The organism is Streptomyces sp. NPDC056486 (genome assembly GCF_042795295.1).
GTDB lineage: Bacteria > Actinomycetota > Actinomycetes > Streptomycetales > Streptomycetaceae > Streptomyces.
Genome location: NZ_JBHTSF010000132.1, coordinates 1 through 25,385 on the forward strand (window position 1 = coordinate 1; position 25,385 = coordinate 25,385).

Sequence of the window (25,385 nt, forward strand, 5' to 3'; positions counted from 1 at the left end):
GGGCGGAGCCCCCTGGTTTCGGGAAGGGGCGGGGTTGGGGAAAAGGAAGGCTTGTACCCCAGACGGCCGCCCCCGCAACCCGAACAGCCCCGCCCGACACGCCCTCAGGTGGCCCACTACACAGGACCCCGCTGCTCTAGGGGTATGCGCCCACGAATAGCCACCGCCGCAGCGTCCACAGCCGCCCTCCTGGCCCTGGCGGCCCCCGCAGCCCAAGCCGCCACCACCGCTGAAGCCGAACACCCGGCCGCAGGCGGCCTCACCGCCGTCTCCGCAGGAGTAACCGCGGCAGCGGCCGGCACCGGCTGGTGGCTGCTGAAGCGCCGCCGAGCAGACGCGGCCGCGGACACGGAGAGATCCGCGGACACGGAGAGGGCCCCGGACACGGACGCTACGCCGCAAGACCCCGCTCATCCGGGCCGGAGGCCGACGCGGAGGGCTGCGGAAACTCCGCCACAGCCTCCTCCCGAGGCTTCGCCCACACCAGCCACCGCCCCCGCCCCGTCCGCCCAACGGCCTTGGCCACCGGAGTGAGCAGAGCCATGGCCAGCGGCGAGAGGAGCAACGCGACAGCCGTTCCGAGCGCGAATCCGCCCACGACGTCCGTCGGATAGTGCACGCCCATAAAGACCCGGCAGAAGCCTTCGAGCAGAGCGAGAGCTATGCCGACAAGGCCGAACTTCCGGTTGGCCACGAAAAGCCCGACGCCAAGAGCCATCGCGAGCGTCGCGTGATCGCTCACGAAGGAGAAGTCGGTCTTTCCGTGCACAAGGAGCTCAAGGCCGTCATGGTCCTTGAAAGGACGACGACGCTCGACGAATCCGCGGATCGGCACATTCACCAGGACAGCGATCCCGGCCGCCAACGGCGCCCAGACAACGGCGGCGACAGAGGAGGCGGCGTCATCAAGCGCCCCGCGCTTTCGCTGCCCCCACCAACACCAGACGACGAGCAGAACAAGCGCGAGCAACAGCCCGTACTCACCGACGAATGCCACCGACTTTGCCAGCCAGTCCGGCGAATCCTCAGCCAGGCCGTTGATGTCGTAGAGCAGGCTGACGTCGGGGTTCGACCCGGTTGTATCGAGTCCAGCCATGGTGCTGCGGCCCCTTGTCTCCTCGCCTCGGACGCACCTTGCCGTGCGCCCTTCCATCAACCCCCGTGGTCAGTGCTGCTTGCTGCGTGATCAATGCCGCTCGCTACTACTGGGTGGTCGCGCCCTACCAGTCAAGGGAACGCGTGGTCCCCCGCACTACGTTCCACTCTCTACCGAATGATCACGCAGACGTTATCGAAGAGAGACACATCGCCGCAGCTCAGAGAAGTGTACTGACAGAGAGTTCAAGCCACATCACGCCCTGCACACACCCCCACGAGGGCCCCATTTCGGAACCCCTCAGGGCCACTCCGAGCCCCTCCGAGCCCCTCCGAGCCGCTCAGGCAGCTGACCGCTTGTCGGGCACGGCATTCGCCCCGTCCTCGGTGACGCGAGTCGCGCCAAAGTAATCCGGTGTGTCGATCGGGTCGAACCGGATCACCGCGCCGGCCCGCGGGGCGTTAATCATGTAGCCCCCGCCGACGTAGATCCCGACGTGCCGGATGGCGCGGGAATTGGTGAGGTCGTCCGAGAAGAACACCAGGTCGCCCGGGAGCAGTTCGTCCCGTTTCGGATGTGGTCCCACGTTGTACTGGTCGTTCGCGACGCGCGGCAGATCGATATCCACGCTCCGATACGCGGCGAGCGTAAGGCCCGAACAGTCGAACCGGCCGTTCTGTTCGGCGGTTCCATTGCCGCCCCACAGATACAGCGTGCCGAGCTTCTTCTGCGCGTAGTAGATGGCTCCTGCCGCCTGCTGCGAGGGCTGCACCCTACTGGTGGGCCGGGCGAAGCTCTTCTCCAGGTCCGTGATGGTCTTCACGTAATTCTGGGTCTCGCTGTAAGGCGGCACGCCGCCGTACTTGATGACGGCGTACGCGCCCGCGTTGTACGCGGCGAGCATGTTCTTCGTCGGGCTTCCCGGGGCGTCCTTCACGTAGCTCGCGAGTTTGCAGTCGTACGAGGCGGCGGACGGGATGGCGTCCTGCGGGTCCCACACATCGCGGTCCCCGTCACCGTCACCGTCGACCCCGTGCGAGGCCCAGGTTCCCGGGATGAATTGCGCTATCCCCTGCGCCTTGGCCGGGCTCTTGGCGTCCGGGTTGAACCCGCTCTCCTGGTACAGCTGCGCGGCGAGCAGGGCGGGGTTGATGGCCTTGCACAGGTTGCCCCACTTCTGCACGAGGGGCTGGTAGGTGCTGGGCACGGCGCCCTTGGCGAGTCCCACGCTCCCTTGCCCGGCCCCGCTCTCGATGCCTCCGGCAGCCATGTACGTGCCCACGACGAGCAGGGCGATGAAGCTCATCGCCCCACTGGCGCCGACGGCTGCGACCAGCCACGCCTTACGCACCGTCAACCACCCCTCACCGCGCGGGAGTCCACCGCGCCTCAGTGTAGAGGTGGGACCTGTGCCTTAGGGGGATCACCGCCGACCTCGATCCAGAGCAGTTTCCCAGGGCGGGGATACGGTTGTGGGCAGCAGGGAAGTCTCCGTTCGGAAACGGGAGTTACGGGGGTCGGCCAAGTGACGTTGCCGCTCCGTCGAGCGGGGTGCTTCCGCTTGAGGACCGGGGCGGGCCTGGGGCGGAGCCCCTCCTACGCACCCACCGGGACTTCTCTGCAATCCGCACTGCAACCGCCACCCCAAATGCGGATGAACCCCCACACAACCTCAGGCCCCACCCCACCCATCCCAAAAAAGTCCCACCGAAGGACCCTCACCGTGACCGAGACTCCCACCCCCGCACCCGCACCCGCCCCCGGCATCCCCCCGAACCTCGACTGGATCCGCGCGGCCCCCGAAGGGGAAGAAGGACCGGGCCCCTGGATCGAGATCGCACACGGCCCGGGGGACGCCGTGTACCTCCGGGAGACCAGCGACCCCGAGAACGTCGTGACCACGACGAAGAAGAAGTGGGACGCCTTCGTACTCGGCGTCCAGGCAGGCGAGTTCGACCACTTCGTGGAAGGCGTCGAATGACAACGCCCCACCCGAGGCGGAGATCGTGCGGAGAACGACCGCTGCCGGGGCGTGGCCACGCCCCGGCAGCGGCCTACCGGGATCAGGTCGTCGTCGAGGACTTCCCGGTCGACGGCTTCCCGGTCGACGGCTTTTCGGTCGACGGCTTTTCGGTCGACGGCTTTTCGCGCAGGGCGTTGACGACCCCGCGCTCCAGTACCGCCGACTTGTTGGTCAGGGCGCCCTTCTTGCCCAAGGAGGTGTCCCTGATGAGGTAGGTCCGTTCGCCCAGGTACTCCAAGGTGGTCGAGTCGAAGATCCAGGTGGTGCGGTCGCCCTCCCGGGTGTCGTCGCGGGCCACGCCGATTCCGTGCCGACCGGCCGCGTCCACCGCGTCGGAGTCCACGGTCACGCCGGGGATCTTCGCCGCGGCCTTGTAGAGGGCGGCCGCGGTCTTCGGCGGCATCAGCGTCTCCCGCAGCAGCTCGCCGATGGTGTCGAAGGTGTCCTGGGCCTGGTCACGGTCCTTGGCCGGGGTGTCGCGCGAGTCCTGGTCCCGGGTGATCTCGGTGTGGAGCCGCTTGAGCAGGGCGTCGGGGTCGGTGGGCAGTGAGGCCAGCCAGTTGTACGTCGGCCGGTTGAGGCCTGCCGGGTAGCCGACGGGGGTCTCGCCGTCCGGGACGCCGACCTCGATCGGGAGGTACGAGCCGTCCTGGTGGATCAGGCCCTCATGGACCACCGGTCCTGCCTTCTGCGTTATCCAGCTCTCACGCTCGCTGGCCTTGGTCATCTTCAACGGGCCGCCGAGTTTGCCCTCGCTGTCGGTCTGCAGTGACTTGACGTACACGAACTGGTCGTCGCTGACCTTCTGTTCGTCGCTCTTCTTGGCGACCGAGGCGATCCGGTCGAGCAGCACGGCCGCGCCACGCGGGGCCGTGGCCTGGGAACCCGTGCCCGCGGCGGACGGTGCCGGAGCGCTCTCCTGACCGGTCACGGCGAGCGTGGTCAGCAGCACCGCGCCGAGGGCAAGGCCGGCGGCGGGCAGCAGGACGGCGGGGCGCAGGAGGCGGGGTCGGGGGCGTGCGGTGGCGCGGTCGCCGTCCTGGTCGATCAGCTGCATCAGGGTGTCCTTGTGGTGGAGATGACGGCCCGGGGGCAGGTCCCGTTCGGCCGGGGCCGGCAGCAGCCGGGCCAGTTCCTCGTGTTCGGCTCGCTCGGGGCCGGAGGTACGGTCGTTCATCGGGCTTCCTCCTGGATGGGCAGGGCCACGAACGCGGCCCTGCTCTCTACCTCTCCGCGGCGGGATCGGGGTTCCCTTCCGGATCGGACCGCTTCTCCGGATCGGACCCCTTCTCCGGAGCGTGCTTCCCGCGCGGACCCGTCCGGTTCCGGTGTCCGGCGGAGCTGCTCGTCCGTGAGCCGTCGCAGCCGGGTACGGGCGCGGGACAGCCGCGACCGCACGGTGCCCACCGGGATGCCCAGGGCTTCGGCGGCCTCGGCATAGTCGAGGCCGGACCAGACACAGAGGACCAGCACTTCGCGCTCCTGGCGGCGGAGTCCGCCCAGTGCCTGCCGGATCGCGGCGAGCCGCCGTGTGTCGTCGACGCGTCCGGCCGTGGCGTCCGCGATGTCCGCCACCGGTTCCGGGGCGGGGCGGCGGGCCAGGAAGGCCAAGCGCCGCCCAATACCGCGGTTCGCGTTGCAGGCCTTGTTCGTGGCGATCCCGAGCAGCCACGGCCGCAGCGAGTCGCCCTCCGGCTCGACGGCGTGACGGGTGCGCCAGGCGGCCAGGAAGGTATCGGACAGAACCTCCTCGGCCGTCGACCAATCGCCCGTCAACCGGTAGGCGTGGTTGTAGACCGCCCGCGCGCACTCCTCGTAGAGCGCGGCGAACGCCTCGCGGTCGCCCGCCCTGATTCGTGCGCGCATGCGCTCCCGGCCTTCCTGTTCATCACATCTCACACCACCTGCCTCTCCGGTCGGGCCGGGGAGTTCCCGTGACCCGCGCCACACCACGGAGGCCCCGAAGCAGACAGGTCCCGGATCGTGTCGTCGCCCGGCGCGATCACGGCGCGATCACGGCGAAGTCCGTCCCGCGTCGCCGTCCCAAGCAGGGTGCTTTTCCGCAGGTCAAGCCCACATTGCCGTCCCACCGTCCCGTATGGGCCGACGCTCCTTGCCCCCGCCAGGGCCCTCCCCCTTAGCTGTGATCACTAACGAACAGCACTAAAAAACCAGCTCTACTCCGGGGGAATCATGAAGCACACCCGTAAGGCCGTCGCGGCAGTCATCGGCCTCGTCGCCGCCCTCTCGCTCACCGCCTGCAACGGCGACGACAACGCGGCGGGGGAGACGACGACCTCACCCACCGCGTCAGCGGACAAGGGCGACAGCAACGAGGGCGCCGACTCCGGCACCGGCACCGGCACCGAAGAGCCCTCCAGCGGCGGCGAGAGCGACCAGGGCACAGCCGCCGGGACCGACGACAGCAAGGGCGACGCCAACCAGGGCGGCAAGGTCGGCATCTGCCGTACGGACGAGCTCGAGGTGAACGCCGCCGACAACACCACGGACAAGAAGGAAGGCGTCGTCACCGTCGCCTTCAAGAACGGCGGCGGCCGTGACTGCGCCATCAACGGCTTCGCGGGAGTCGACCTGACCGCGTCCACGGGCGACACCCTCTCCGTCGACCGCAACGGAGAGTCCCCGGCCCCGGGAATCCTGAAGGACGGCGAGACCGCCGCCTTCAACATCACGTTCCCGTACAACAACTCGGGCGGCTCCGGCGTCCGCGTCACCAGCCTCGTCGTCACGCCCCCGAACGAGACCAAGCACGTCACCCTCGACTGGCCCGCGGGCACGCTCCCGGTCACCGACGGGGAAAGCCCGGTCAAGCTGGAGATCAGCCCGGTCGGCAAAGTCAGCGACTCCCCGGCCGGCTGACGGCCCCGCCACCGGCCCCCGTCACCTGCTCAAACGGTACGGGCACGGGTACGCGGACGCACCACCTTGATGCCGAACCCGTACGACCCGATCGCCTCCGCCACCCCCATGAACAGCAGCGCGAAGTGTTCCTGACCGCGCGCGGTCCCGATGCCTCCCAGGTCGAGCTGGGAGGCATTTGGCCATCCCAGGTCGCCGAGCAGCTGCCGCGTCGTCCGCTTGGCGGCGGCATCGTCACCGGAGAGGAAGATCGTGCCCGTCTCCTCCAGGCTCCCCGGGTCCTTCATCACGACCGAGTCGACGGTGGCGAGCGTCTTGACCACCGGTGTCTCGGGAAACGCCGCCTGAATCTCCTCGCTGAGGCTGTAGTTGGGGTGGGAGAGCTCCATCCCCTCCGTGAAGCCGACGCCGATGTCGATCAGCGCCTTCCCCGCCAGGTCGCCCGCGCCGATCCCGTTCAGCACGTCCATCGATGCCGTGCCGGGAGTGGCGTTGACCAACACCTCGCCGTGCGCGGCGGCCTCGGGAAGACCGACGACGGCGAACCCTCCCAGCTCCTCCGACTCTCCCCGCTCTTTCGGGTGGCGCGACCCCAGTACGACGTCATGCCCCGCGGCCTGCCATCCGGTCGCCAGTGCGCGAGCGACATTTCCGGTTCCGAGCAATCCGATTCTCATGGGCAGGACGCTAACTAGCCCTGGCACAAAGGAGATCGGGCCCGAGACCGACGCCGTATCGGCCCGTCGACGTACCCCAGAAGGCCGAGGAGTCGTAACCGACGATTGGCCCTTTTCCCCACGAGAATCCATTCACGCCCCACCATGCCCGGAACATGCACATTCGAGCACCTATGAAGCAAACTTCGCACTAGCGAAACCGCACACCCCGTAGATAGCGTCGGTTGACTCCGGACACCTCTCGCCTCACCTGGAGTCATCAGTGGTTCCCCGCCGCCTGCCCCTCGCTGTCGCGCTCACCGCGAGCGCGGCTCTCCTCCTGACCGCCTGCGGCAGCGGGGACGACAAGAACGGCGACAAGGCCGCAGGAGCTGGAAAGCAGGGCGGCAACACCGCTTCACCGAACTCCTCCGCCACAAAGAACGCATCCGCGGGACTCCCCGACTTCGAACTGCCCGATGACATCAAGGTGGACATCGAGCCCAGCACGACGGGCGACAAGGCGAAGGACCAGATCCTTCGCGAGCAGGCCGAGGGTCTCCTCGCGCGTCAGCGGATCTTCGTGGACCTCGACCCAACGTCGGGCTACCTGACCCGTTACTACAACGGCGAGGCAAGGGCCTTCTACGTTTCCGAGATCAAGAAGGCCAAGGCGGACGGCCGAACCATCACGGGCACCTACCGGTACTACGACCGCAAAGTGACGCAGAAATCCGATGACCGCGCCGTCGTCACCTACTGCGAGGACCAGTCCAAGGCCTTCGCCAAGGACATCAAGACGGAGAAGATCAAGCGGACAGAACCAAGCCCGGAGGACTACACGCTCATCACCGCTGTGCTCCGGAAGACCGATCACGGCACATGGCTCGTCCAGTCTTTCCGCGGCGAGGAATCGGCAACGGAGTGCCGGTGAATCAATCGTGAACCGCGAAACTAGCAGAAATACGCATTCCACCATGCGTATACGACCAGACAACCCACAGGGGTAGGAATGGTCGAGAAGCTAAGAGTCGACGCAGTCGAACTCGAAGGGTTCATGAAGTTGCTTGATGGATCAGTCACGTCCTTGAAGGGCCTGCGAAGTGCCCTGTCCGGCGCGACCGTTGGCGGGCTGGGGACGGACGAGCTCGACAAGGCGTGCGAAGAATTCCAAGGGGACTGGAAGTACGGCGCTGAGCAGATCGGTGAACAGACGGAGGATCTAAGCAAGATCGTCGAGAAGAGCAAAGACGCCTTCATGGAGGTCGATGCTGCTCTTGCGAAGGCAATGAATAAGGCTGGGAAGACGAAGGACGACATCGTAGAGGTGCCGAAGTGACGAGCGCCGCCACCTACCCAGATCTCGGCTTTGATCCGACCCCTGGAGACTGCGACACCGTAAAAGAGCTGCATAAGAAGCTGGACGGCTGCGTCACCGTCCTCCGCGACACCCGCAAGGTCGTCACCAAGCTGATGGACGGCAGCTACTGGGAAGGCGATGCGGCAGTAGCCTTTCGCCAGACCATCGAAGATGGTCCGCTCTCCCTCAACCTGAAGAATGCCGCGCGCTCCATCGAAAAGGCCGCCAAGCAGTTGGAGCGCTGGGAAGGCGACCTGGACGACTTCCAACGTCGGGCGAGGAGCCTGGACAGGAAGGCCAAGGAAGCCCGGGAAGCATTGAAGGCAGCGAAGGGAGGCGCCGACACGGCCGGTGATGACCCTGACCTGGACAAGAAGGGCACAAAGCAAGAGGACGCGAAGAAGGCCCAGAAGCTCGCCAACGGCAAGGTCGAGGACGCCCAAGCGGAACTCGACCGGATCCTGGGCAGGGCCCGGACCCTGGAGAGTGAGCACACCGCGAGGTCCAAGTACCGCGCGGAGAAGATTCGCGACGCGACAGACAAACTGGCACCGCACGAGCCTGGTTGGCTCGAGGATACCTTTGAATGGATCAAAGAGAACCTTCCAAACATCCTCAGCGCCCTTGCCGGGGTTCTCGCGCTGGCAGCAATCCTGGCTATCGGTCCTTTGGGCCTGGGGGTAGCAGCCGCGCTGATGTTGGCGGCATCAACTACGAGCCTTGCGGCGCTTGGAACCCGAGCATCGGATCCGGTTGTGTGGGAGTCGCTGAAGGACGGATTTACCAAGAACGAGTACGACGCTGACTTCTTCAGTAACCTGGTTTCGCTCGGAGCTGACGCCGCAGGGGTGGTGCCTGGGCTCGGCGCCGCCATTAAGGGCGGGCGCGCTGCCACTCAGTCGGTCCGGGCCGGAACTGGGGCCATGAATCTCGGACAGAAGATGGCCACCTACGGTACACAGACCTTGGAGGCAGGCAAGGAAACCTTCCGACTGGGGAATCCTTTGATCAACTTGATGGTTACCAGCGAAACAGCAGCTGAAAACATAGCTGTTACTTCGGGCACTTTGGGCCTAGCGACTGCCGGCTACGGGTTCTTCGACGACGAAGACGACAGCAGGTCCGAGGCGTCGACCAAGGTTGATGGCGGACGTCTCGGGCTCGACTTGGCAGGGATCCCGAAACTCGTGGGTTTCGCCTTCTCTTAACCGTTCCGTCGCAGAAAGTAGTGCCCCAAATGAACCCAGCTGATTACTCCACTGCATGGCAACATCCGCCAACGCGGCGTGCCTGGATCCTACTCATGGTCAAGAACGTGGCCGGGCTCATCGGGTGGATCGGTGGTTGGGTCGCACTCATCGTGCTTCCCTTCGATCGGAGCTGGATGCTATGGATCTTCATTGCTTACACTGCCTATGGCAGTTGGCGACTGTTCGTCCAAGTATTTGGATACTTCCCCATCGCTATCCGTAAGCTACGCATCCTGCGTACATACCCGTGGCAGGTGCTTAGAGGCGTTCCGAACGGCCTGGACATCTATCCCGACATTCTGGGCGATCAGTACGGATGGTTCGAGTTTCCCAACCCCGCCAACCGACAGCAGCAACTCCCCGTCGTCGCCTCCAACCACCTACGTGTGGGCTGGTGGCACCGCAGGATGGCACCCCGCGCCAAGCCGAAGTTGAAGGCCAGGATCGAGACGATCTGGTTCGCCGGCGACCCTCGCATGCTCGGCGTCCTCGCCGCACCTTCACCGAACGGCCAGACACCAGGCCACTTCAAGATCCTCAGGCAACGTCTGGCCACAGCCGATCAAGCCCTCACCACAGAATGGGGTGCCACAGCTGAGGACGTAGAACGAGGTCGGCGCGCCGGGTTCACCCCATACGTTGATCCGCGACGCAAGCTGAAGGCTAAATCCCTGTGACCACGCCCAGGTACATTCTCGACGAATCGGCCCACAACCCCGAAGCCGACATCTGGCTCGTCGAACCCATAGGCTTCACCAGAATTCCCATCCACGCGCTGTTGAATCCGCCCGGCTCCCCCGGCGCCGAGGCGTTGCGTGACTCCATCGCACCGGTCCTGGACGCCTTCGAGGACGACCTCGCCCGCCAGCAGTTCCTGGTCGAACTCGCACAAGGGCAGCAGCTACTGGCCGTTCTCGCCGAGGCCGGTACCACCCGCTGCTCGATCGGCCTGCACCGCGATGACGTAGCCGACAGCAATAGCGGCGAGAGCAACAACGGGCTCCTGTTCTCCCTCTTCACCCTGTCCTGGCGAGACATCGCCACAGCGGCGCCCTCCGTCACCGCCGCCCGGGCCGTCGCGGGCGCCGAGGGGCACACGAACATCGAGTACCTCGAACTGCCCTGCGGACCGGCGTCATTCAGCGAGCTCGTACGCACCCCGAATGCCGAGTCCGGCCTCCCGCCGGAGCCGATCCTCCAGGTCTTCGCCCACCTCCCGCACCCGGACGGCAAACGCCTGGTGGTGCTGACGCTGGGCACCACCGCCGTGAGCCGGCGTGCGGAGTACCGAAGCCTGCTTCACCAGATCGCCGAGAACGTCAGCTTCGAGAACCCGCTGCTCGAGGCCGAAGCGATCAACAGAGCCGACAAGGCTACGGCTGGGCCGGACCGGTCGGGCTGAAGACCTTGGCCAGGTGGTAATCGAGCGTGCCCCGTACGTCGTCCAGGGTGCGGCGCTCGTGCAGTACATCCCCGCCGAGCCCGACCGCCGCGGCCACCAGAAGGTCCGCCTCGCGCTGGGCGTCCAGGCCGGGGGCCGTCTGACTGTTCGTCTGGGCGGTGGCGATGAAACCGGCGACGAGTTCCTCCAAGGGGTGCTCGTCACTCAGGAAGACCGCCGCGATCGCGGGGTCGGTGAGGCTGCGGGCGTAGTACGCGGAGAACACCCGCAGCGCCATGGCCCGTTGGGCGTCCAGCGGCAGGAACTCGTCGAGCAGCGCGCTGAGTACGCCGCGCAGGTCAGCGGGGTCGAAGCGGATGCGAGCCCTGGCGAGGCGTTCGTTCTCGCGGTGGAGCAGGTGCAGGGCGGCGACGAGAAGCTCGTGCTTGCTGCCGAAGTGGTACTGGACCACCCGCAGCGACACCCCCGCCTCTGCCGCGATCTCCCGCATGCTCGCCGCGTCCAGACCCCGCTCGGCCGCGATGCGCCACACCGCCTCGGCGATCTGGCGGCGCCTGCGCGACCGGGCGTCGGACGTGGACGTGGGGCGCTCGGGCGCCGGGACGGGAGGCCGTTTCCGCTGCCGGTAGGCCCTCGCCTGGCAGCTGCGGGAGCAGTAGAGAGCGGGGCGGCCACGCTTGCCGGCGGCGCTCATTCCGGCACGGCAGACCGTGCAGCGGGCTTTATTTTCGTCACGCACAACTCCCACTATAGAACCTGGAATGTGTGACGTAATGGAGAGAAACAGCCTTGCAGCGGCTCGAATTCAAGAGCTCCGCTGATACGTTCGTAACGTGAAGTACGACATCCTGCAGATTCTCGGCGCAGTCCTGATGTGTTTCTCCGCGCAAGGCCTCATCCGACTGCTCATCGACCACGACTACACCGGCCTCCTCGGCTGGCTCCCCGGCGGCTTCGCTGTCCTTCTGATCGCCTACACCGTGGTGCTCGCCGCCGCAGCACTCCTGACCAGTCGGTCCTACGCCCGAGCAAAGGCGCTCGGACGCCGCACCTAAGGGGCGTTCGGGCTGTTGACGGGTGTCCAACTTTCCCTGATCGTAGGGGAATTGGGCGCAAATCAACGCGCCGTGTTGTGACGGCTGGGGGGAGCCGAACATGCAACCTGGGGACGAGAACACCACTTCTGGCGACGGGCCCAACGATGCGGTGCCTGGCCGAGAGCCAAGAGAGCCAAGTGACGCCGGGTCCGACCAGGGGCCCAGGGACGCGATTCCGGGCGGGACTCCGGGCGGGACTCCGGGCGGGACTCCTGGTGAGGGAGGCGCAGGCCATGGCTCGGGCTCGGGGCCAGGTGAGGAGCCGCCGACCCCGCCGCCGAGCGCAGCGCCAATCGGGCAGAGCCCGGACCAGAACCAGAGACCCACGCCCGGCGCAGCCCCCGACCTAGCCCCCGACACTCCCCCACCTGCGGCGCCCCAAGCCCTCCAAGCCCCCCACGGAGTCCAGTTCGGGCCGCCGCCCCCAATGGCCCCGCCACCGCCTCCCTCGGCCCCACCGGGGCCCTACGCCCCACCGCTACCCCCACCCGCCTACGCCCCACCCACTCCGCCCGGCACGCCCGCCCCGCCCGCTCCCGCCCCCGACGCCCTCCGCGCCCTCTCCGCCGGGATCCTCAATCTCACCGGCCTCGGCCTCGGCTACGTCCTCCTGAAGCAGTGGCTCCTCGCCGCCCTCTGCTGGGCCGCGACCGCCGTGCTCCTCTTCCTGGCGCTTCCCGCCGAGGTCGACGGCGTTCCCGGTGCCGTACTCATCGGGTTCGTGGCCTTCCTGCTCCTCGCGGTGGCCGACGGGGCCCGCCGTGCCCTCCGTACCCACCGGAGCTGGCCGCTGCGCACGCCGCTTGTCTTCGGGATCGGGCTGGTGCTGCTCGCCGTTCCCGCCGGCGGCGTCATCGCGTACGACGCGGCGCGCGACGAAGCCGTCGAGGAAATGCTGCTCGACCGGCTCGACAAGGCCGACAAGATCGTCACGGCCGCCGACGGCAGCGACTTCGACGCGGCCGAGGACGACTACCGCTCCGCCCTCGCCATCTACCGCGACCTCGGCGACGACCACCCCGGATCGAAGGCCGCCCAGCGCGTGCCGGACAGCCTCACCGCGTACTACAAGTCCGTCGCCGCCCCATATGACAAGCGCGAGTACTGCGACGCCCTTGAGCCCCTCCAGTACCTCCGCACGCTCCCCGGCTCCCTCGGCAAGGACCGCCTCGGCACGCTCGCCACCTGGCCCGACGACCGCCTGGCCACCTCCCTCTACGAGTGCGGCAACCAAGGGCTCGGGACCAACACCGCAGCCGGTGGCAATGAATTCGGCGAGCTCCTGCGTACGTTCCCCGACTCCGACCAGGCCGGGAAGGTCGAGCCCGCCATCCGCGACGCCATCTCATCGCGCTCGTCGGACCTGAAGGGCTCCGAACCCTGCAAGGCCACCGAGGAGCTGCGCGGCATCGGCTCCACCGCCAAGGCCCTCCCCGACAGTGCGGGCGACGGACTCTCCGGTGATGCCGCGAGCGCGGTGGAGTCCGGGACGTACGCGTGCGGCGTGGACGAGTTCAAGGACGGGAAGTTCAAGGAAGCGGCCAAGACCCTCAACGACTTCGCCGGGACCTACAAGAGCAACGGCAAGCGCGACCGCGCCAGGGACATCGCCATCGCCGCCGAGATCGCCGAATCCCGCCCGGCGGCGGGCCGCAGCCTGCCGCCCGCCAAGTCACCGGGCGGCGCGAAGCTCACGTACGTCGTCGAGAACGGCGGCCCCGGCCCGCTCGAAGTCCTCTACACCGGCCCGACCACCGGCACCCTCAAGCTCTCGGCATGCAGCGGCTGCAAGACGTACACCAGCAGGGCCCAGGGCAAGAAGGCCTGCCTGGCGGGCAAGGGGTATCCGAACAGGACGCTCCACCTGCCCCCGGGGAACTACCACTTCCTCTACAAGCGCGACGCGAGCAGCGTGGGAGGCGTCCGCAACAACACCGAGGGCAGCAAGGTTCAGCCCGGCTACCGCTACACCGACTGCTCGTACGTCGTGACGGGTGGCGGCCTCGGTGACCTCGATGGCTTGGACGGTCTCGATGGCCTGGACAGCCTGGATGGCCTCGACGGGCCTACATGACCCATGATGTGAGTGTCCATCACGGTGCCGGGTCAGAATGAGACCTGGTCAGAGGGCTCGCCGGGCCGTCATTGCCCGGCGTCACTCACCGTGATACACAGAGTGACCATACGTTTCAGCCAACGAATGACGCCAAGTCGACATGCACTGGCCCATTTGTCGGCGAGAATGAGCTGTCCTCTGCGCTGCGGTAGGCAGAGGTGACGGAACAACCCACTAGGGGCGGTGAGTTACACATGCTTTTGGCAGCCGAAAAAGGCGACATCACCACCATCATCGGCGGGATCGCCCCCGACTGGGGACCCTTCGGGAGCCTGGGCAACGAGGCACGGGTGATGATCGAGGTCGTGATGGCGATCGCCATCCTCCTCTGTCTCGGCATTGCTATCTGGGGCGCGGCGAAGCAACGCATCGGCGCGACGGCGCTGCGCGACACCTTCAGCGCTGAGCAGGGCAAGGGCCTGATCATCGCGGGCCTGACCGGCGTCTTCATCATCGGATCGCTCGGCACGGTCTTCACCATCGTGTACGGCATGGCGGTCTAGCCCCTCGCCGCGTTCCTCCACCGCTCCCTCACGTCCCCGTTCCTCCCCCGTCCCCTCACTCTGTCCCCTTACGACCCACCCATCCGTCGTGCCCACCGGCTGAGGTTGCAACTCCCTGATGTCGAGTCACCACACCGCGCCCGCGCGGGAACCAGCACGGCTACCGTCGTATGTGGCGGTTCACCGAGAGGTTGAGGGGGCGTACGCGGCATGAGTCTCGACGACGAGCGGAACGACGGCCTTTACGGCGGCTCGGGCGAGACCCGGACGCGGCTCCCCGAGGGCGAGGGGGGCGGCCAGGATGTCTATGGCGGAGGGCGCAGATCCAGCCGTTCTTCGTCACGGAGTCTCGTGACGGTGGTCGGTGTGGTGGTCGTGCTCATCGCGGCTATCGCGTTCGCGAATCGTGGCGGCGGCGGTGAGGAGTCCGCCGGGGGCGGCGGGGACGGCAAGAAGGCGGGAGCGGACCCGACGGCCGCGTCCGGGGCGCGGCCTGTCGACGGGAAGACGTCGGGGATCGCTTCGGGGTTCGCGAAGAGCGAGCAGGGCGCGCAGTCCGCTGCGGCGAACTATGCGGTGGCGCTCGGCTCGGCGGACATGTTCAACAAGGCCAAGCGCGACAGCGTCCTCCAGGCCGTCATGGCACCGTCGAGCGTGAACCAGTTCAAGACAGAGCTCGACAAGGCGTACAGCGTCGGCTTCTTCAAGAACGTGGGCCTGAACCAAGATGGTTCGACGCCGAAGGGCTACCAGTTCGTCTCGCGTACGAGCCCGATCGGCACCAAGGTCACCAACTACGCCCCCGGGAAAGCAACGGTGGAGGTCTGGTGCAGTGGTCTGCTCGGCCTAGCCGGGGAGAAGTCCACCAAACCGGTGACCAGCAGCTGGTTCACCATCACCATGAAGCTGGAGTGGGTCGGCGGCGACTGGAAGGCCGCCACTCACTCCCAGAAGGACGGTCCCGCCCCTGTGCCGGGCGACGAACGCGCGTCCGGCTCCGATGAGATCTCGAAGGCCGCAGAAGGGTACGGAGGGTTTACGTATGCCCGCTAACCGTCACGTACTCAAGCTCGCAGTCGCTGTCACTGCCGTGCAGACGACAGCGATCCTCTTCGCGACGCGAGCCTTCGCCGCACCAGATGACGACCCCTGCGATCTCATCCACGGCCCCGCCAAAAAGTACTGCGAAAAAGGCGAAAGCGGCAGCAGCGACGGCGGCGGCAAGTACCCCACCGACCCGCCCCTGGACGACTCCACCGCCGACCCCCTCTCCTCCCTGGCAAAGGGCTGCGCCGAGGCCGCGTCCTGGACCGTCGACAAGCTCTCCGAAGCCGTGAAGAAGACCGCCGAGGTCGACTTCACGAACCCCAGCTTCCTCAAGCAGTACGCGGTCGTCTTCGCCGCGTCCACCATCCTGACCCTGCTCCTCTGGCTCCTCGCGGTCGCCAAGCGCGCAGTGCGAGGCGTCCCCCTCACCACCGCGCTCTCCGAAGCCATCGGGTTCCTGTGGCTGACGGTCCTCGCCTCCGCCTTCACGCCGCTGATCCTCTATACGGTCGTCTCGGCGGCCGACGGCGTGAGCGACGTCATCGCGAAGGCGACGGGCGGTCAGACCGAGACGTTCTTCGGGTCGTTCTCGAGCGCCCTGAAGAAGGGCGACGACATCGGCGGCGGGCCGATCATGCTGATCGTCGTCTCGCTCGTATCGATCCTCGCGGCCGGCGTCCTCTGGCTCGAGCTCGTCATCAGGGCCGCGCTGCTCTACGTGGGCGCGCTGCTCGGCACCGTCGTGTACGCGGGTCTGGTCGACAAGAACCTGTGGACGCACGTCCGGCGCTGGGCCGGGATCATGATCGCGGTGGTCCTGGTGAAACCCATCATCGTCATCGTGCTCGGCCTGGCCGGAGCGCTCTCCGCCGGTGACGGGCCGGACTCCTTCTCTGCGGTCGTCTCCGGGCTCTCGATCATCCTGCTCGCCATCTTCGCGAGCGCCATGATCTACCGCTTCGTCCCCGGCTTCGGCGACGAGATCGCCAACTCCCGGAACAACCGCATCTCCCAGGGTGCGGAGAACCGCGCCGCGGCCGTCATCTCGTCCCCCGCGTCCCTCGTCTCCCAGGGCATCAAGACCCACAGCTCCCGCGGAAACGGCGGCGGAGGCGGCAACAGCCAGCCGCGGCCCGCCAACCCCGTCAGCGGTGGCGTCGCCGCCCACAGCTCCCGTGGCGGCGGGGGCGGCGGAGGCGGCTCATCGAGCGGCGGCGGATCTGTCCCCTCCGCCGCGCCCCCGCCCAGGGGCAGCGCGACCAGCACTCCGCACGCGCGCAACCGCGGCTCGGGCGGGTCAGGAAACGGTTCCACTGGCAGTACCAAACGCACGGGAGGTGAAGGGCGTTGACGACTCAGTCCCACGTGTCGCAACCGATCGCGCCCCGCCGCACATATCTGATCGGCCGCGCGCGGCCGAACGCGATCGTCGGCAAGAACCGGGAGACCGGCGAGATCGCGATGATCATCGCGGGAGCCTTCCTGGGGATGATGTGCGGGCTCCTCGTCCCTGTCCTCTCCCTGCGCATCGTGCTGCTCATGGGCTTCCCCATGCTGGCGATCGCCGCGGTCTACGTCCCCTACAAGGGCCGCACGTTCTACAAGTGGTTCGAGATCAACCGCAGCTTCAAGCGCTCCCTCAAGCGCGGCACCGCCTACCGCTCGGCCACCCCCGAAGCGGGCATCCGCTTCGACGGCAGGGAGGTCGAGGTCGGCCCGCCGCCCGGGATCGGCCGCATCAGCTGGCTTGCCGCGCCCTTCGGCCCTGATGAGATCGCCGTGCTGCTGCACGCCGACCGGCGTACGGTCACCGCCGCCATCGAGATCGAGGGCCCGGGCGTAGGTCTGCGCGACTCCGAGGACCAGGAGGCGCTTGTCGACCGGTTCGGGACGCTGCTCAAGCACGTCGCGAACGGCGACGGCTTCGTGACCCGGCTCCAGATGCTCGCGCGCACGCTCCCTGCCGACCCGGACGCCCACGCCAAGGACGTCAGCATCCGCGGCGACGACCGGGCACTGCCCTGGCTGCAGCAGTCGTACGAGCAGCTCCAGTCGATGGTCTCCACCAGCAGCGAGCAGCACCGCGCGTATCTCGTGGCCTGCATGCACTACTCGCGCGATCTGGCAGCCGAGGCCCAGGCGATGGCCCGCGCGAGCCGCCCGCAAGGCGGCAGGAAGCTCGACAAGGACGCCGGTCTCGCCGTCGTCATGGCGCGCGAACTGACCGACATCTGCTCGCGGCTCCAGGAAGCGGACATCCGCGTACGGCAGCCGCTGGGCCAAGGGCGGCTGTCCTCGCTCGTGCATTCCATGTACGACCCGGACCACCCCATCGACCACATCCAGGCGATGACGAAGCGCAACGCCTGGCCCGCCGAGCTCGACGCCATGGAGCCCACCTACCTCCAGGCCAAGACCCGCGAGTCCTCCACCCGCGCCCCCTGGTGCCACGCCACGGCCTGGGTCAAGGAGTGGCCGATGACGCCCGTCGGCGTCAACTTCCTCGCCCCGCTGCTCGTCCACACCCCGGACGTGATCCGCACCGTCGCCGTGACCATGGACCTCGAACCCACCGAGGTCGCCATCGAGCGCATGCTGACGGAGAAGACGAACGACGAGGCCGAGGCGAGCCGCCAGGCCAAGCTGAACCGCACGGTCGACCCCCGTGACATCGCATCGAACTCACGTCTGGACCAGCGCGGCGAGGACCTGGCGAGCGGTGCGGCCGGGGTCAACATCGTCGGCTACATCACCGTCTCGTCCCGTTCCCCCGAAGCCCTCGCGCGCGACAAGCGCACCATCCGGGCCTCGGCCGGAAAGTCGTACCTGAAGCTGGAGTGGTGCGACCGCGAGCACCACAGGTCCTTCGTCAACACGCTGCCGTTCGCGACCGGCATCCGACGCTAGAGGCGAGGGCTGTCAACCATGCGGGATCCGCTGACCATCCTCACGGACGCCTTCACGTCCTTCCTGTTCGGGAAGGTGGAGACGACCAGACTTCCGGTACGTACGTCGACGGGGCAGGCCCAGGCGGTCTACCTGCCGACGGCCGCACCCGGCCTCGGCGACTCCGGCGTGATCATCGGGCGCGAGGTGTACTCCGGCAAGGGGTACATCTACGACCCTTTCCAGCTGTACGGGCAGCAGCTCCCGGCCCCGCACTGGCTGGTGCTCGGAGAGTCGGGCAACGGCAAGTCCGCGCTTGAGAAGACGTACGTCCTGCGGCAGTTGAGGTTCAAGGACCGTCAGGTCGTCGTCCTGGACGCGCAGGGCGAGGACGGTGTGGGCGAGTGGAACCTCATCGCCCAGGAGCTTGGCCTGACCCCCATCCGGCTCGACCCGACGGCTGCCTTGGACATGGGCATCCGCCTCAACCCGCTGGATCCGGCGATCACCACGACCGGTCAGCTGGCGCTCCTGCGGACCATCATCGAGGTCGCGATGGGGCACGGGCTCGACGAGCGCTCGGGCTTCGCGCTCAAGGTCGCCCACGCGTACGTGAACGAGACGATCGTGGAGCGCCAGCCCGTCCTCACGGACATCGTGGAGCAACTGCGCCACCCGGAACCCGAGTCGGCGGAAGCGATGAACGTCGCCATAGACGACGTACGGGCGTGGGGTCTGGACGTCGCGCTCGTCCTGGACCGTCTTGTCGACGGTGACCTGCGGGGCATGTTCGACGGCCCGACGACGGTGGGCATCGACCTGGACTCGCCGCTCATCGTCTTCGACCTCTCGCACATCGACCGGAACTCGATCGCGATGCCGATCCTGATGGCGATCGTGGGCGTCTGGCTCGAACACACCTGGATCCGCCCGGACCGCAAGAAGCGCATCTTCCTGGTGGAGGAGGCGTGGCACATCATCAACTCCCCCTTCGTGGCGCAGCTCTTCCAGCGCCTGCTGAAGTTCGGCCGACGGCTCGGGCTTTCGTTCGTGGCGGTGGTCCACCACCTGAGCGACGTGGTGGACGGGGCGGCGGCCAAGGAAGCCGCCGCGATCCTGAAAATGGCGTCGACAAGGACGATCTACGCCCAGAAGGCGGACGAGGCGAGAGCAACCGGCCGGGTCCTCGGCCTGCCACGCTGGGCGGTCGAGATCATCCCGACCCTCACGCCCGGCATCGCCGTGTGGGACGTGAACGGCAACGTCCAGGTGGTCAAACACCTGATCACAGAGACCGAACGCCCCCTGGTCTTCACCGACCGCGCCATGACGGAGTCGTCGGCGGACCAACTCCTTGCCGACGACGCGCTGCGGGCAGCCGAGTTGGAGGCGGAGGAGCGGGCGGCGTACATGGAACAGCAGATGAACGATCCGTCATCATCATCGTCGTCATCGTCGCGATACGGGGTGGCGTGAGCCATGGGCTACCGGGAGCCTGAGTCCGAGGACCGCGACCGGGGCGGGCGCCGCGAGTCACGCGAGCGCGGCATCCCCGACGGGGTGCTGATCGGCGGCCTCGCCTTCGTACTCGGCCTGACGGTCCTGGTCTGGTCGGCGACGGGCCTCGCGGGCACGTTCTCGCACGGCTCCTGGCCCAAGAACGTCACCTTCGGCAATACGCCGGTGGCGATGCGGCACCTGGTCCAGCAGCCGCACGACATCGCGGGCGCGTGGCCGGCGACCCCGGCGGCCCAACTCACGGGCTACGGCCTGTTCTGGGGCCTGCTGATCGGCCAGCTGATGGTCCTGGTGGTACTCACGATCTTCGTGATGGGGACGGTCACGCGGTGGCGAGCGGTACGCAGAGCGAGACGTGTGCCACGCCCCGTACCTGCTCCGGAGGCTCATGCTCCGGTGGAGGCGGCTCCGGTACAGGCAACTCCGGTCGAGTCCGTGGTCCCTGCTGTGGGCAGGCGTCCCGCAAGGCGGGACGGGTGGGCACAGCCCACAGCGCCGGTTGCGGATGACATGAGCCCCAGCCCCGAAGAGGGGCACAGCACCGAAACCCCGAGCACAGAGAAACTAACGGTCCCCACCCCCCGTACCCCCCTGGTACTGGGCCCCCAGGAAACCCGCAGACCCCTCGCAGCAGAGGCAATCAGAGACGCCGAGGGCGCAGCCCTGGTCCTCACCTCGGACCCCACCCTGTGGGAGGAGACAAAGGACGCCCGAGCGAAACTCGGCCCCGTCCTGGTCTACGACCCCTCACACCTCTGCGACACCCCCGCAAGAATGCACTGGTCCCCCACGGCAAACTGCGAGGACAAGGCAACGGCGGCCGAACGAGCCACCGCCCTGCTGGCCGCCATAAGGCCAAGCGCCAAACTGGACAGCACCGTCGCCGACACCGCGGAAACCCTCCTCCGCAGCTTCCTCCACGCGGCCGCGGTGGACGGCCGCCCCGTCAAGCACGTACACCGCTGGGCCCAGGGCACGGGCGTACAGGACGCGGTCCGCATCCTCCGCACCCACCAGAAGGCGGCATCGGGAGCCGCGGGCGAGCTGGAGGCGGCACTCACCGCCTACCCCGAACGTCGTGACATGGCTCAGGAGTTGACGGCACGCGCTCTGTCCTCCCTTTTCACTCTGAACGTACGAGAAGCCTGCACCCCCAACAGAACCGATGCCCTCACCCTGGATTCCTTCATCGATGAAGGGGGCACGCTTTTTGTGGTGGGTGAAGCCATCGAGGACCCCAAATCGCCCAAGGGGCCGGGCGCGATGCCCCTCCTCACGGCGCTCGCCTCAAGCGTGGTCGAGCACGGCCGGCGCATGGCCGAACGGTCATCCTCCGGTCGGCTCGACCCACCAATGACGCTGGTCCTCGACGATGTGGCCGCCGTGGCCCCGCTCCCCCAGCTCCCGGAGCTCCTGTCCACCGGCGCCGACCGCGGCCTGCCCACCCTGGCCCTCCTCCGCTCCCGCGAACAGGCCCGCACCCGCTGGCCCCACGCGGAACTCCCCGGCTAGGACCGGCCACGCCCGGACCGCCCCTCAGGGTTCCCGCCCTTCCTCGTCCTACCGCGGTACTACCCGCAGCCGCCCACGTCCCGCCCCTGGTCCGACGCCACGCGCCCCCGCGAGCGCCAGCATCAGAAGCATGATTCGGGCATACGAACTCACCAAGCGCTACGGCGACAAGACCGTCGTGGAGGACCTGAGCTTCACCGTGCACCCCGGCACGGTCACCGGCTTCCTCGGCCCCAACGGCGCGGGCAAGTCGACCACCATGCGGATGCTGCTCGGCCTCGACGCCCCGACCCGCGGCCGCTCCACGGTCGGCGGCCGGACGTACGCCACGCACACCGCGCCCCTGCACGAGGTGGGCGCGTTGCTCGAGGCCCGGTCCATCCACCCCGGCCGCACCGCCTTCCACCACCTGATGGCACTCGCCCACACCCACGGCATCCCACGCCACCGCGTCGAGACGGTCCTGGACCTCGTGGGCATCCACGACGTCGCCCGCAAGCGCGTGAAGGGCTTCTCGCTCGGCATGGGCCAGCGCCTCGGCATCGCGGCGGCCCTCCTCGGCGACCCGGCCGCGATCATCCTCGACGAGCCGGTCAACGGCCTCGACCCCGAGGGCGTCCTGTGGATCCGTAACCTCCTCAAGTCCCTCGCCGCGGAAGGCCGTACGGTCCTTGTCTCCTCGCACCTCATGAGCGAGATGGCACTGACCGCCGAGCACCTGGTCATCATCGGCCGAGGCAGGCTCCTCGCGGACACGACGGTCGAGACGTTCGTACGCGAGTCGGGCACGGGCTCCGTCAAGGTCGTCACCCCCGAGGCGGGCCTGCTCGGCGAGCTGCTCGCCGCACCCGGCATACAGATCACGAGTGAGGCGCCGGGCGTCCTCGACGTACGCGGCACGGACGGCGAACACATCGGCCGCACGGCGGCGCGACACGGCATCCCCCTCTTCGAACTCACCCCGCACACAGCCTCCCTGGAGCAGGCGTTCATGGACCTGACGAGGGACTCGGTCGAGTACGCGGCGTCGGTGTCGGCATCGGTGTCCCCCGGCGTACCGGAAGGAGCAGCGGCATGAGCACCGCGACCACCACCACACTCACGTCTCCCTACCGCCTGACCTCCCGCGGGATCCTCCGCTCCGAGTGGCACAAACTGTGGACGCTCCGCTCCACCTGGATCATGCTCGGCCTGGCGAGCGTCTTCACCGTCATCCTCGGCATGATCGTCGCCGCCACCTACACACCCAACCCGGCCGACGAGATCGACCCGGTCACGTACGCCCTGCTCGGCACCCAGATCGGCCAGGTAGCGATCGCGGTGCTCGGCATCCTCATCACCGCGGGCGAGTACTCGACGGGCATGGTGCGGGCCACGATGGCCGCGGTGCCGCGCCGCCTGCCGGTGCTCTGGGCGAAGACCGCCGTGTTCGGCACGGTCGCGCTCGGGACGCTCCTCGTCACCAACTTCCTCACGTTCCCGCTGGCCCAGCTGTTCCTCGGCGGCACGGATCTGGAGGCATCGCTCGGCGACCCAGGCATCGCACGTGCCGTGGCGGGCTCGGTCGCCGGAACCGTTCTCATCGGCGTCATCGTGCTCGGCCTCGGCTCGGCCCTGCGCAGCATCCCGGGGGCGATCGGCGCGTACGTCGGCGGCCTGATCCTCCTGCCGCAGCTCGCCCTGATGATCCCGAACGACACGGTCCACGACGTCCTCGGTTACTTCCCCCTACCCGCCTCCGAATCCCTCGCGGCCGTGCACACCGCATCCGGCGACCTCTCACCCGGCGCGGGCCTCCTGACACTGTGCGCGTGGGCGGTGGCGTCCCTGGCAGCAGCGGCGTATCTGCTGAAGCGACGGGACGTATGAGCAACTCTCGTACGAGGATGAGGCCGTGACCGGCAACGGCAGCGGCCAGGACGCCCAGCCGCTGACCCAGTACGTCGAGCGCGGCGTCCAGTGGGTGCGCGCCTTCGACCGGCGCCGCCCACTGGTCTGGGACGCCCTCCTGACCGGCTTCTTCGTGTTCGCCGGACTGATCGACCTGGTGGGCGACAGCTGGCGGAACATCGCTCAGAACACGGACGTCCCCGCCTGGCTCCTGTACGCGATCACGGTGGCCGTCACAGTGCCCCTCCTGTGGCGCCGCAGCCATCCGCTCCCGGTGTACGCGGTCATGTTCCTTGCGGGGCTCGCCAACAACTGGACGGGGGCCGTCCTACAGGGCTCGCTCACCTTGCTCATCGTGGTCTTCAACATCGCGGTACGGCTTCCGCTGCGCACGCTGGCATGGGCGTACGGCCTGACCGTCGTGCCCCTCTTCATCAGCCGCATCCGCTATCCGCAGGGCAGTTGGGACCAGCAGATCATCCCGACGATGATGAGCTTCGCGATCGTCGCCCTGATGGGCATCGCGGTCCGCACCCGCCAGGAGTACATGGAATCCCTCGTGCAGCGCGCCAAGCAGCTCGAAGTCGAACGCGATCAGCAGGCGCAACTCGCCACCAACGCCGAACGCACGCGCATAGCCCGCGAGATGCACGACATCATCGGCCACAATCTCTCCGTCATCACAACCTTGGCGGACGGCGGTTCGTACGCCGCCGCCAAGTCCCCGGAGCGCGCCGCCCAGGCCCTCGCCGCCATCGGCACCACCAGCCGCCAGGCCCTGACGGAGCTGCGCCGACTCCTGGACGTACTGCGGGAGGAGGCTCCGGAGACAGCCGCAGCCCTCGCTCCCCAGCCCGCCCTCACCGACCTGGACCAACTCATCGACGGGGTACGGGCGGCGGGCCTGCCGGTACGCAGTACGGTGCGCGGCCGACCGGACTCTCTCCCGGCGGGCCGTCAGCTCACGGTCTACCGCGTGGTGCAGGAGGCCCTCACCAACACCCTCAAGCACGGGGGCCCGGAGGCGACGGCTTACGTGGAGGTCGTGTACGGCGACGACGGGGTGCGGGTGACGGTGACGGACACGGGTGGGGGAGGCAGCCTCTCTGGAACGTCCGGCCGCGGTCTCACGGGAATGCGCGAGCGAACGGCCCTCTACGACGGGACACTTGAGGCAGGCCCGCTGCGGCATCCCCCGGGCGGCTGGCAGGTAGAACTCCATCTCCCCAAGGAATCCGCCCAGTGACGACCGTGCTCATCGTCGACGACCAGCCGATGCAACGCTTCGGCTTCCGCATGCTCCTGGAGAGCCAGGACGACATGAAGGTGGTGGGCGAGGCCGGCAACGGCAGCGAGGCGGTCCGCATGTCGGCCGAACTCCACCCGGACGTCGCCCTGATGGACATCCGCATGCCGGGCCTCGACGGCATCGAGGCCACGCGCCGCATAGTGGCGGCGGGAGACCGCACACGGGTCCTGATCCTCACCACGTTCGACCTGGACGAGTACGCGTACGCGGGCCTGCGAGCAGGAGCTTCGGGTTTCCTCATCAAGGACGCCCTGCCGGAGGAGCTCCTCTCCGGAATCCGCGCGGTCGCCACGGGAGACGCGGTCGTGGCCCCGAGCCTGACCCGCCGCCTTCTCGACGCGTACGCCGATCACTTGCCGACGCTCACCGGTAAGGATGCCTCCCCTTCCCGGGACCCGCGCCTGGCGTCGCTGACGGACCGGGAGCTCGAAATCCTGACGGTCATCGGGCAGGGCTGGACGAATGCGGAGATCGCGGGGCGGCTCCACCTCGCAGAATCGACGGTGAAGACGCACGTGGGGCGCATTCTCGCGAAGACGGGGGCCAGGGACCGGGTGCAGGCGGTAATTCTGGCGTACGACACTAAATTGACGCGGCCAACGTGACGGTAACGGGTGTAGCTGCCCCGGATGTAATTGCCCCTGGAACGCAGAAAACCCCCGCACCCAGAGGGTGCGGGGGTTTCCCGTTAATAATAGTTCGGCGGCGTCCTACTCTCCCACAGGGTCCCCCCTGCAGTACCATCGGCGCTGTAAGGCTTAGCTTCCGGGTTCGGAATGTAACCGGGCGTTTCCCTCACGCTATGACCACCGAAACACTATGAAACTGTCAACCGCACCG

25 protein-coding genes and 1 rRNA gene are annotated in these 25,385 nt (G+C 67.8%); 19 read left to right on the plus strand and 7 right to left on the minus strand.

Annotated features, from left to right (window positions below; translation table 11 throughout):
* Positions 1 to 391: 391 nt before the first annotated feature.
* Both ACFQ7F_RS35165 and ACFQ7F_RS35170 read right to left on the minus strand, forming a co-directional pair.
* Positions 392 to 1,096 carry a phosphatase PAP2 family protein gene (locus tag ACFQ7F_RS35165; protein WP_383279758.1) on the minus strand — a complete coding sequence of 235 codons (705 nt, stop codon included), beginning with the start codon at positions 1,094 to 1,096 and terminating at the stop codon, positions 392 to 394.
* 340 nt (positions 1,097 to 1,436) lie between these two features.
* A complete protein-coding gene (locus ACFQ7F_RS35170; RefSeq protein WP_383279761.1) occupies positions 1,437 to 2,447 on the minus strand; it encodes an NlpC/P60 family protein in 1,011 nt (336 codons plus the stop codon).
* A gap of 372 nt (positions 2,448 to 2,819) precedes the next feature.
* Between ACFQ7F_RS35170 and ACFQ7F_RS35175 the strand changes: the two genes are divergently transcribed.
* Positions 2,820 to 3,077 carry a DUF397 domain-containing protein gene (locus ACFQ7F_RS35175; RefSeq protein WP_383279764.1) on the plus strand — a complete coding sequence of 86 codons (258 nt, stop codon included), beginning with the start codon at positions 2,820 to 2,822 and terminating at the stop codon, positions 3,075 to 3,077.
* An 82-nt stretch (positions 3,078 to 3,159) separates the two neighbouring features.
* On the opposite strand, the gene ACFQ7F_RS35180 is transcribed toward ACFQ7F_RS35175, so the two are convergent.
* Together ACFQ7F_RS35180 and ACFQ7F_RS35185 are read right to left on the minus strand one after the other, a co-directional pair.
* Positions 3,160 to 4,296 carry a CU044_5270 family protein gene (locus tag ACFQ7F_RS35180; RefSeq protein WP_383279767.1) on the minus strand — a complete coding sequence of 379 codons (1,137 nt, stop codon included), beginning with the start codon at positions 4,294 to 4,296 and terminating at the stop codon, positions 3,160 to 3,162.
* Positions 4,293 to 4,985, minus strand: a complete 693-nt coding sequence (locus ACFQ7F_RS35185; protein WP_383279770.1) for an RNA polymerase sigma factor — start codon at positions 4,983 to 4,985, stop codon at positions 4,293 to 4,295. Before ACFQ7F_RS35185 ends, ACFQ7F_RS35180 begins: the two co-directional genes overlap by 4 nt.
* 327 nt (positions 4,986 to 5,312) lie before the next feature.
* Here ACFQ7F_RS35185 and ACFQ7F_RS35190 point away from each other — a divergent pair, with 327 nt between their 5' ends.
* On the plus strand, positions 5,313 to 5,999 hold the full coding sequence (locus ACFQ7F_RS35190; protein WP_383279773.1) for a DUF4232 domain-containing protein: 687 nt from the start codon (positions 5,313 to 5,315) through the stop codon (positions 5,997 to 5,999).
* Positions 6,000 to 6,028: 29 nt separating this feature from the next.
* Here the strand turns inward: ACFQ7F_RS35190 and ACFQ7F_RS35195 are convergent, their stop codons facing one another.
* Positions 6,029 to 6,676 (minus strand): NADPH-dependent F420 reductase, encoded by a 648-nt coding sequence (locus tag ACFQ7F_RS35195; protein ID WP_383279775.1) that lies wholly within the window; start codon positions 6,674 to 6,676, stop codon positions 6,029 to 6,031.
* A gap of 262 nt (positions 6,677 to 6,938) precedes the next feature.
* On the opposite strand from ACFQ7F_RS35195, the gene ACFQ7F_RS35200 reads away from it, so the two are divergent.
* From ACFQ7F_RS35200 to ACFQ7F_RS35220, 5 genes are all read left to right on the plus strand, one after another.
* On the plus strand, positions 6,939 to 7,589 hold the full coding sequence (locus ACFQ7F_RS35200; RefSeq protein ID WP_383279777.1) for a hypothetical protein: 651 nt from the start codon (positions 6,939 to 6,941) through the stop codon (positions 7,587 to 7,589).
* Between the two features lie 78 nt (positions 7,590 to 7,667).
* Complete coding sequence (locus ACFQ7F_RS35205; protein ID WP_383279780.1) at positions 7,668 to 7,994, plus strand: hypothetical protein; 327 nt, start codon at positions 7,668 to 7,670, stop codon at positions 7,992 to 7,994.
* On the plus strand, positions 7,991 to 9,223 hold the full coding sequence (locus ACFQ7F_RS35210; RefSeq protein ID WP_383279783.1) for a putative T7SS-secreted protein: 1,233 nt from the start codon (positions 7,991 to 7,993) through the stop codon (positions 9,221 to 9,223). Before ACFQ7F_RS35205 ends, ACFQ7F_RS35210 begins: the two co-directional genes overlap by 4 nt.
* 95 nt (positions 9,224 to 9,318) lie before the next feature.
* Positions 9,319 to 9,942: a hypothetical protein gene (locus ACFQ7F_RS35215; RefSeq protein ID WP_383279786.1), complete on the plus strand. Its 624-nt coding sequence runs from the start codon at positions 9,319 to 9,321 to the stop codon at positions 9,940 to 9,942.
* Positions 9,939 to 10,667: a hypothetical protein gene (locus ACFQ7F_RS35220; RefSeq protein ID WP_383279789.1), complete on the plus strand. Its 729-nt coding sequence runs from the start codon at positions 9,939 to 9,941 to the stop codon at positions 10,665 to 10,667. Before ACFQ7F_RS35215 ends, ACFQ7F_RS35220 begins: the two co-directional genes overlap by 4 nt.
* On the opposite strand, the gene ACFQ7F_RS35225 is transcribed toward ACFQ7F_RS35220, so the two are convergent.
* The gene (locus ACFQ7F_RS35225) at positions 10,639 to 11,406 is read right to left on the minus strand and encodes a TetR/AcrR family transcriptional regulator (protein WP_383279792.1); all 768 of its coding nucleotides are present in this window, start codon (positions 11,404 to 11,406) and stop codon (positions 10,639 to 10,641) included. The two genes, ACFQ7F_RS35220 and ACFQ7F_RS35225, sit on opposite strands and share 29 nt — an antisense overlap.
* 94 nt (positions 11,407 to 11,500) lie before the next feature.
* Between ACFQ7F_RS35225 and ACFQ7F_RS35230 the strand changes: the two genes are divergently transcribed.
* The 12 genes from ACFQ7F_RS35230 to ACFQ7F_RS35285 all read left to right on the plus strand — a co-directional run bounded on the left by ACFQ7F_RS35230 (position 11,501) and on the right by ACFQ7F_RS35285 (position 25,150).
* Positions 11,501 to 11,722, plus strand: a complete 222-nt coding sequence (locus ACFQ7F_RS35230; RefSeq protein ID WP_383279795.1) for a hypothetical protein — start codon at positions 11,501 to 11,503, stop codon at positions 11,720 to 11,722.
* Between the two features lie 469 nt (positions 11,723 to 12,191).
* Positions 12,192 to 13,838 (plus strand): hypothetical protein, encoded by a 1,647-nt coding sequence (locus tag ACFQ7F_RS35235; protein WP_383279798.1) that lies wholly within the window; start codon positions 12,192 to 12,194, stop codon positions 13,836 to 13,838.
* A gap of 236 nt (positions 13,839 to 14,074) precedes the next feature.
* On the plus strand, positions 14,075 to 14,383 hold the full coding sequence (locus ACFQ7F_RS35240; RefSeq protein ID WP_190083671.1) for a hypothetical protein: 309 nt from the start codon (positions 14,075 to 14,077) through the stop codon (positions 14,381 to 14,383).
* A gap of 210 nt (positions 14,384 to 14,593) precedes the next feature.
* Positions 14,594 to 15,436: a hypothetical protein gene (locus tag ACFQ7F_RS35245; protein WP_383279802.1), complete on the plus strand. Its 843-nt coding sequence runs from the start codon at positions 14,594 to 14,596 to the stop codon at positions 15,434 to 15,436.
* Positions 15,426 to 16,781 carry a hypothetical protein gene (locus ACFQ7F_RS35250; RefSeq protein ID WP_383279805.1) on the plus strand — a complete coding sequence of 452 codons (1,356 nt, stop codon included), beginning with the start codon at positions 15,426 to 15,428 and terminating at the stop codon, positions 16,779 to 16,781. Before ACFQ7F_RS35245 ends, ACFQ7F_RS35250 begins: the two co-directional genes overlap by 11 nt.
* A complete protein-coding gene (locus ACFQ7F_RS35255) occupies positions 16,778 to 18,337 on the plus strand; it encodes an SCO6880 family protein (RefSeq protein ID WP_383279807.1) in 1,560 nt (519 codons plus the stop codon). Before ACFQ7F_RS35250 ends, ACFQ7F_RS35255 begins: the two co-directional genes overlap by 4 nt.
* An 18-nt stretch (positions 18,338 to 18,355) precedes the next feature.
* Positions 18,356 to 19,792, plus strand: a complete 1,437-nt coding sequence (locus tag ACFQ7F_RS35260; protein ID WP_383279809.1) for an ATP-binding protein — start codon at positions 18,356 to 18,358, stop codon at positions 19,790 to 19,792.
* Between the two features lie 3 nt (positions 19,793 to 19,795).
* Positions 19,796 to 21,346: a type VI secretion protein gene (locus ACFQ7F_RS35265; protein WP_383279811.1), complete on the plus strand. Its 1,551-nt coding sequence runs from the start codon at positions 19,796 to 19,798 to the stop codon at positions 21,344 to 21,346.
* A gap of 130 nt (positions 21,347 to 21,476) precedes the next feature.
* On the plus strand, positions 21,477 to 22,424 hold the full coding sequence (locus ACFQ7F_RS35270; RefSeq protein WP_383279814.1) for an ATP-binding cassette domain-containing protein: 948 nt from the start codon (positions 21,477 to 21,479) through the stop codon (positions 22,422 to 22,424).
* Positions 22,421 to 23,215 (plus strand): ABC transporter permease, encoded by a 795-nt coding sequence (locus tag ACFQ7F_RS35275; protein ID WP_383279817.1) that lies wholly within the window; start codon positions 22,421 to 22,423, stop codon positions 23,213 to 23,215. Before ACFQ7F_RS35270 ends, ACFQ7F_RS35275 begins: the two co-directional genes overlap by 4 nt.
* Before the next feature lie 25 nt (positions 23,216 to 23,240).
* Positions 23,241 to 24,482, plus strand: coding sequence for a sensor histidine kinase (locus ACFQ7F_RS35280; protein ID WP_383279820.1), 1,242 nt, complete (start codon positions 23,241 to 23,243; stop codon positions 24,480 to 24,482).
* Positions 24,479 to 25,150, plus strand: a complete 672-nt coding sequence (locus ACFQ7F_RS35285; RefSeq protein WP_383279823.1) for a response regulator — start codon at positions 24,479 to 24,481, stop codon at positions 25,148 to 25,150. The genes ACFQ7F_RS35280 and ACFQ7F_RS35285 overlap by 4 nt, the downstream gene beginning before the upstream one ends.
* A gap of 92 nt (positions 25,151 to 25,242) precedes the next feature.
* Here the strand turns inward: ACFQ7F_RS35285 and rrf are convergent.
* Positions 25,243 to 25,359, minus strand: a 5S ribosomal RNA gene (gene rrf / locus ACFQ7F_RS35290).
* Positions 25,360 to 25,385: the final 26 nt, after the last annotated feature.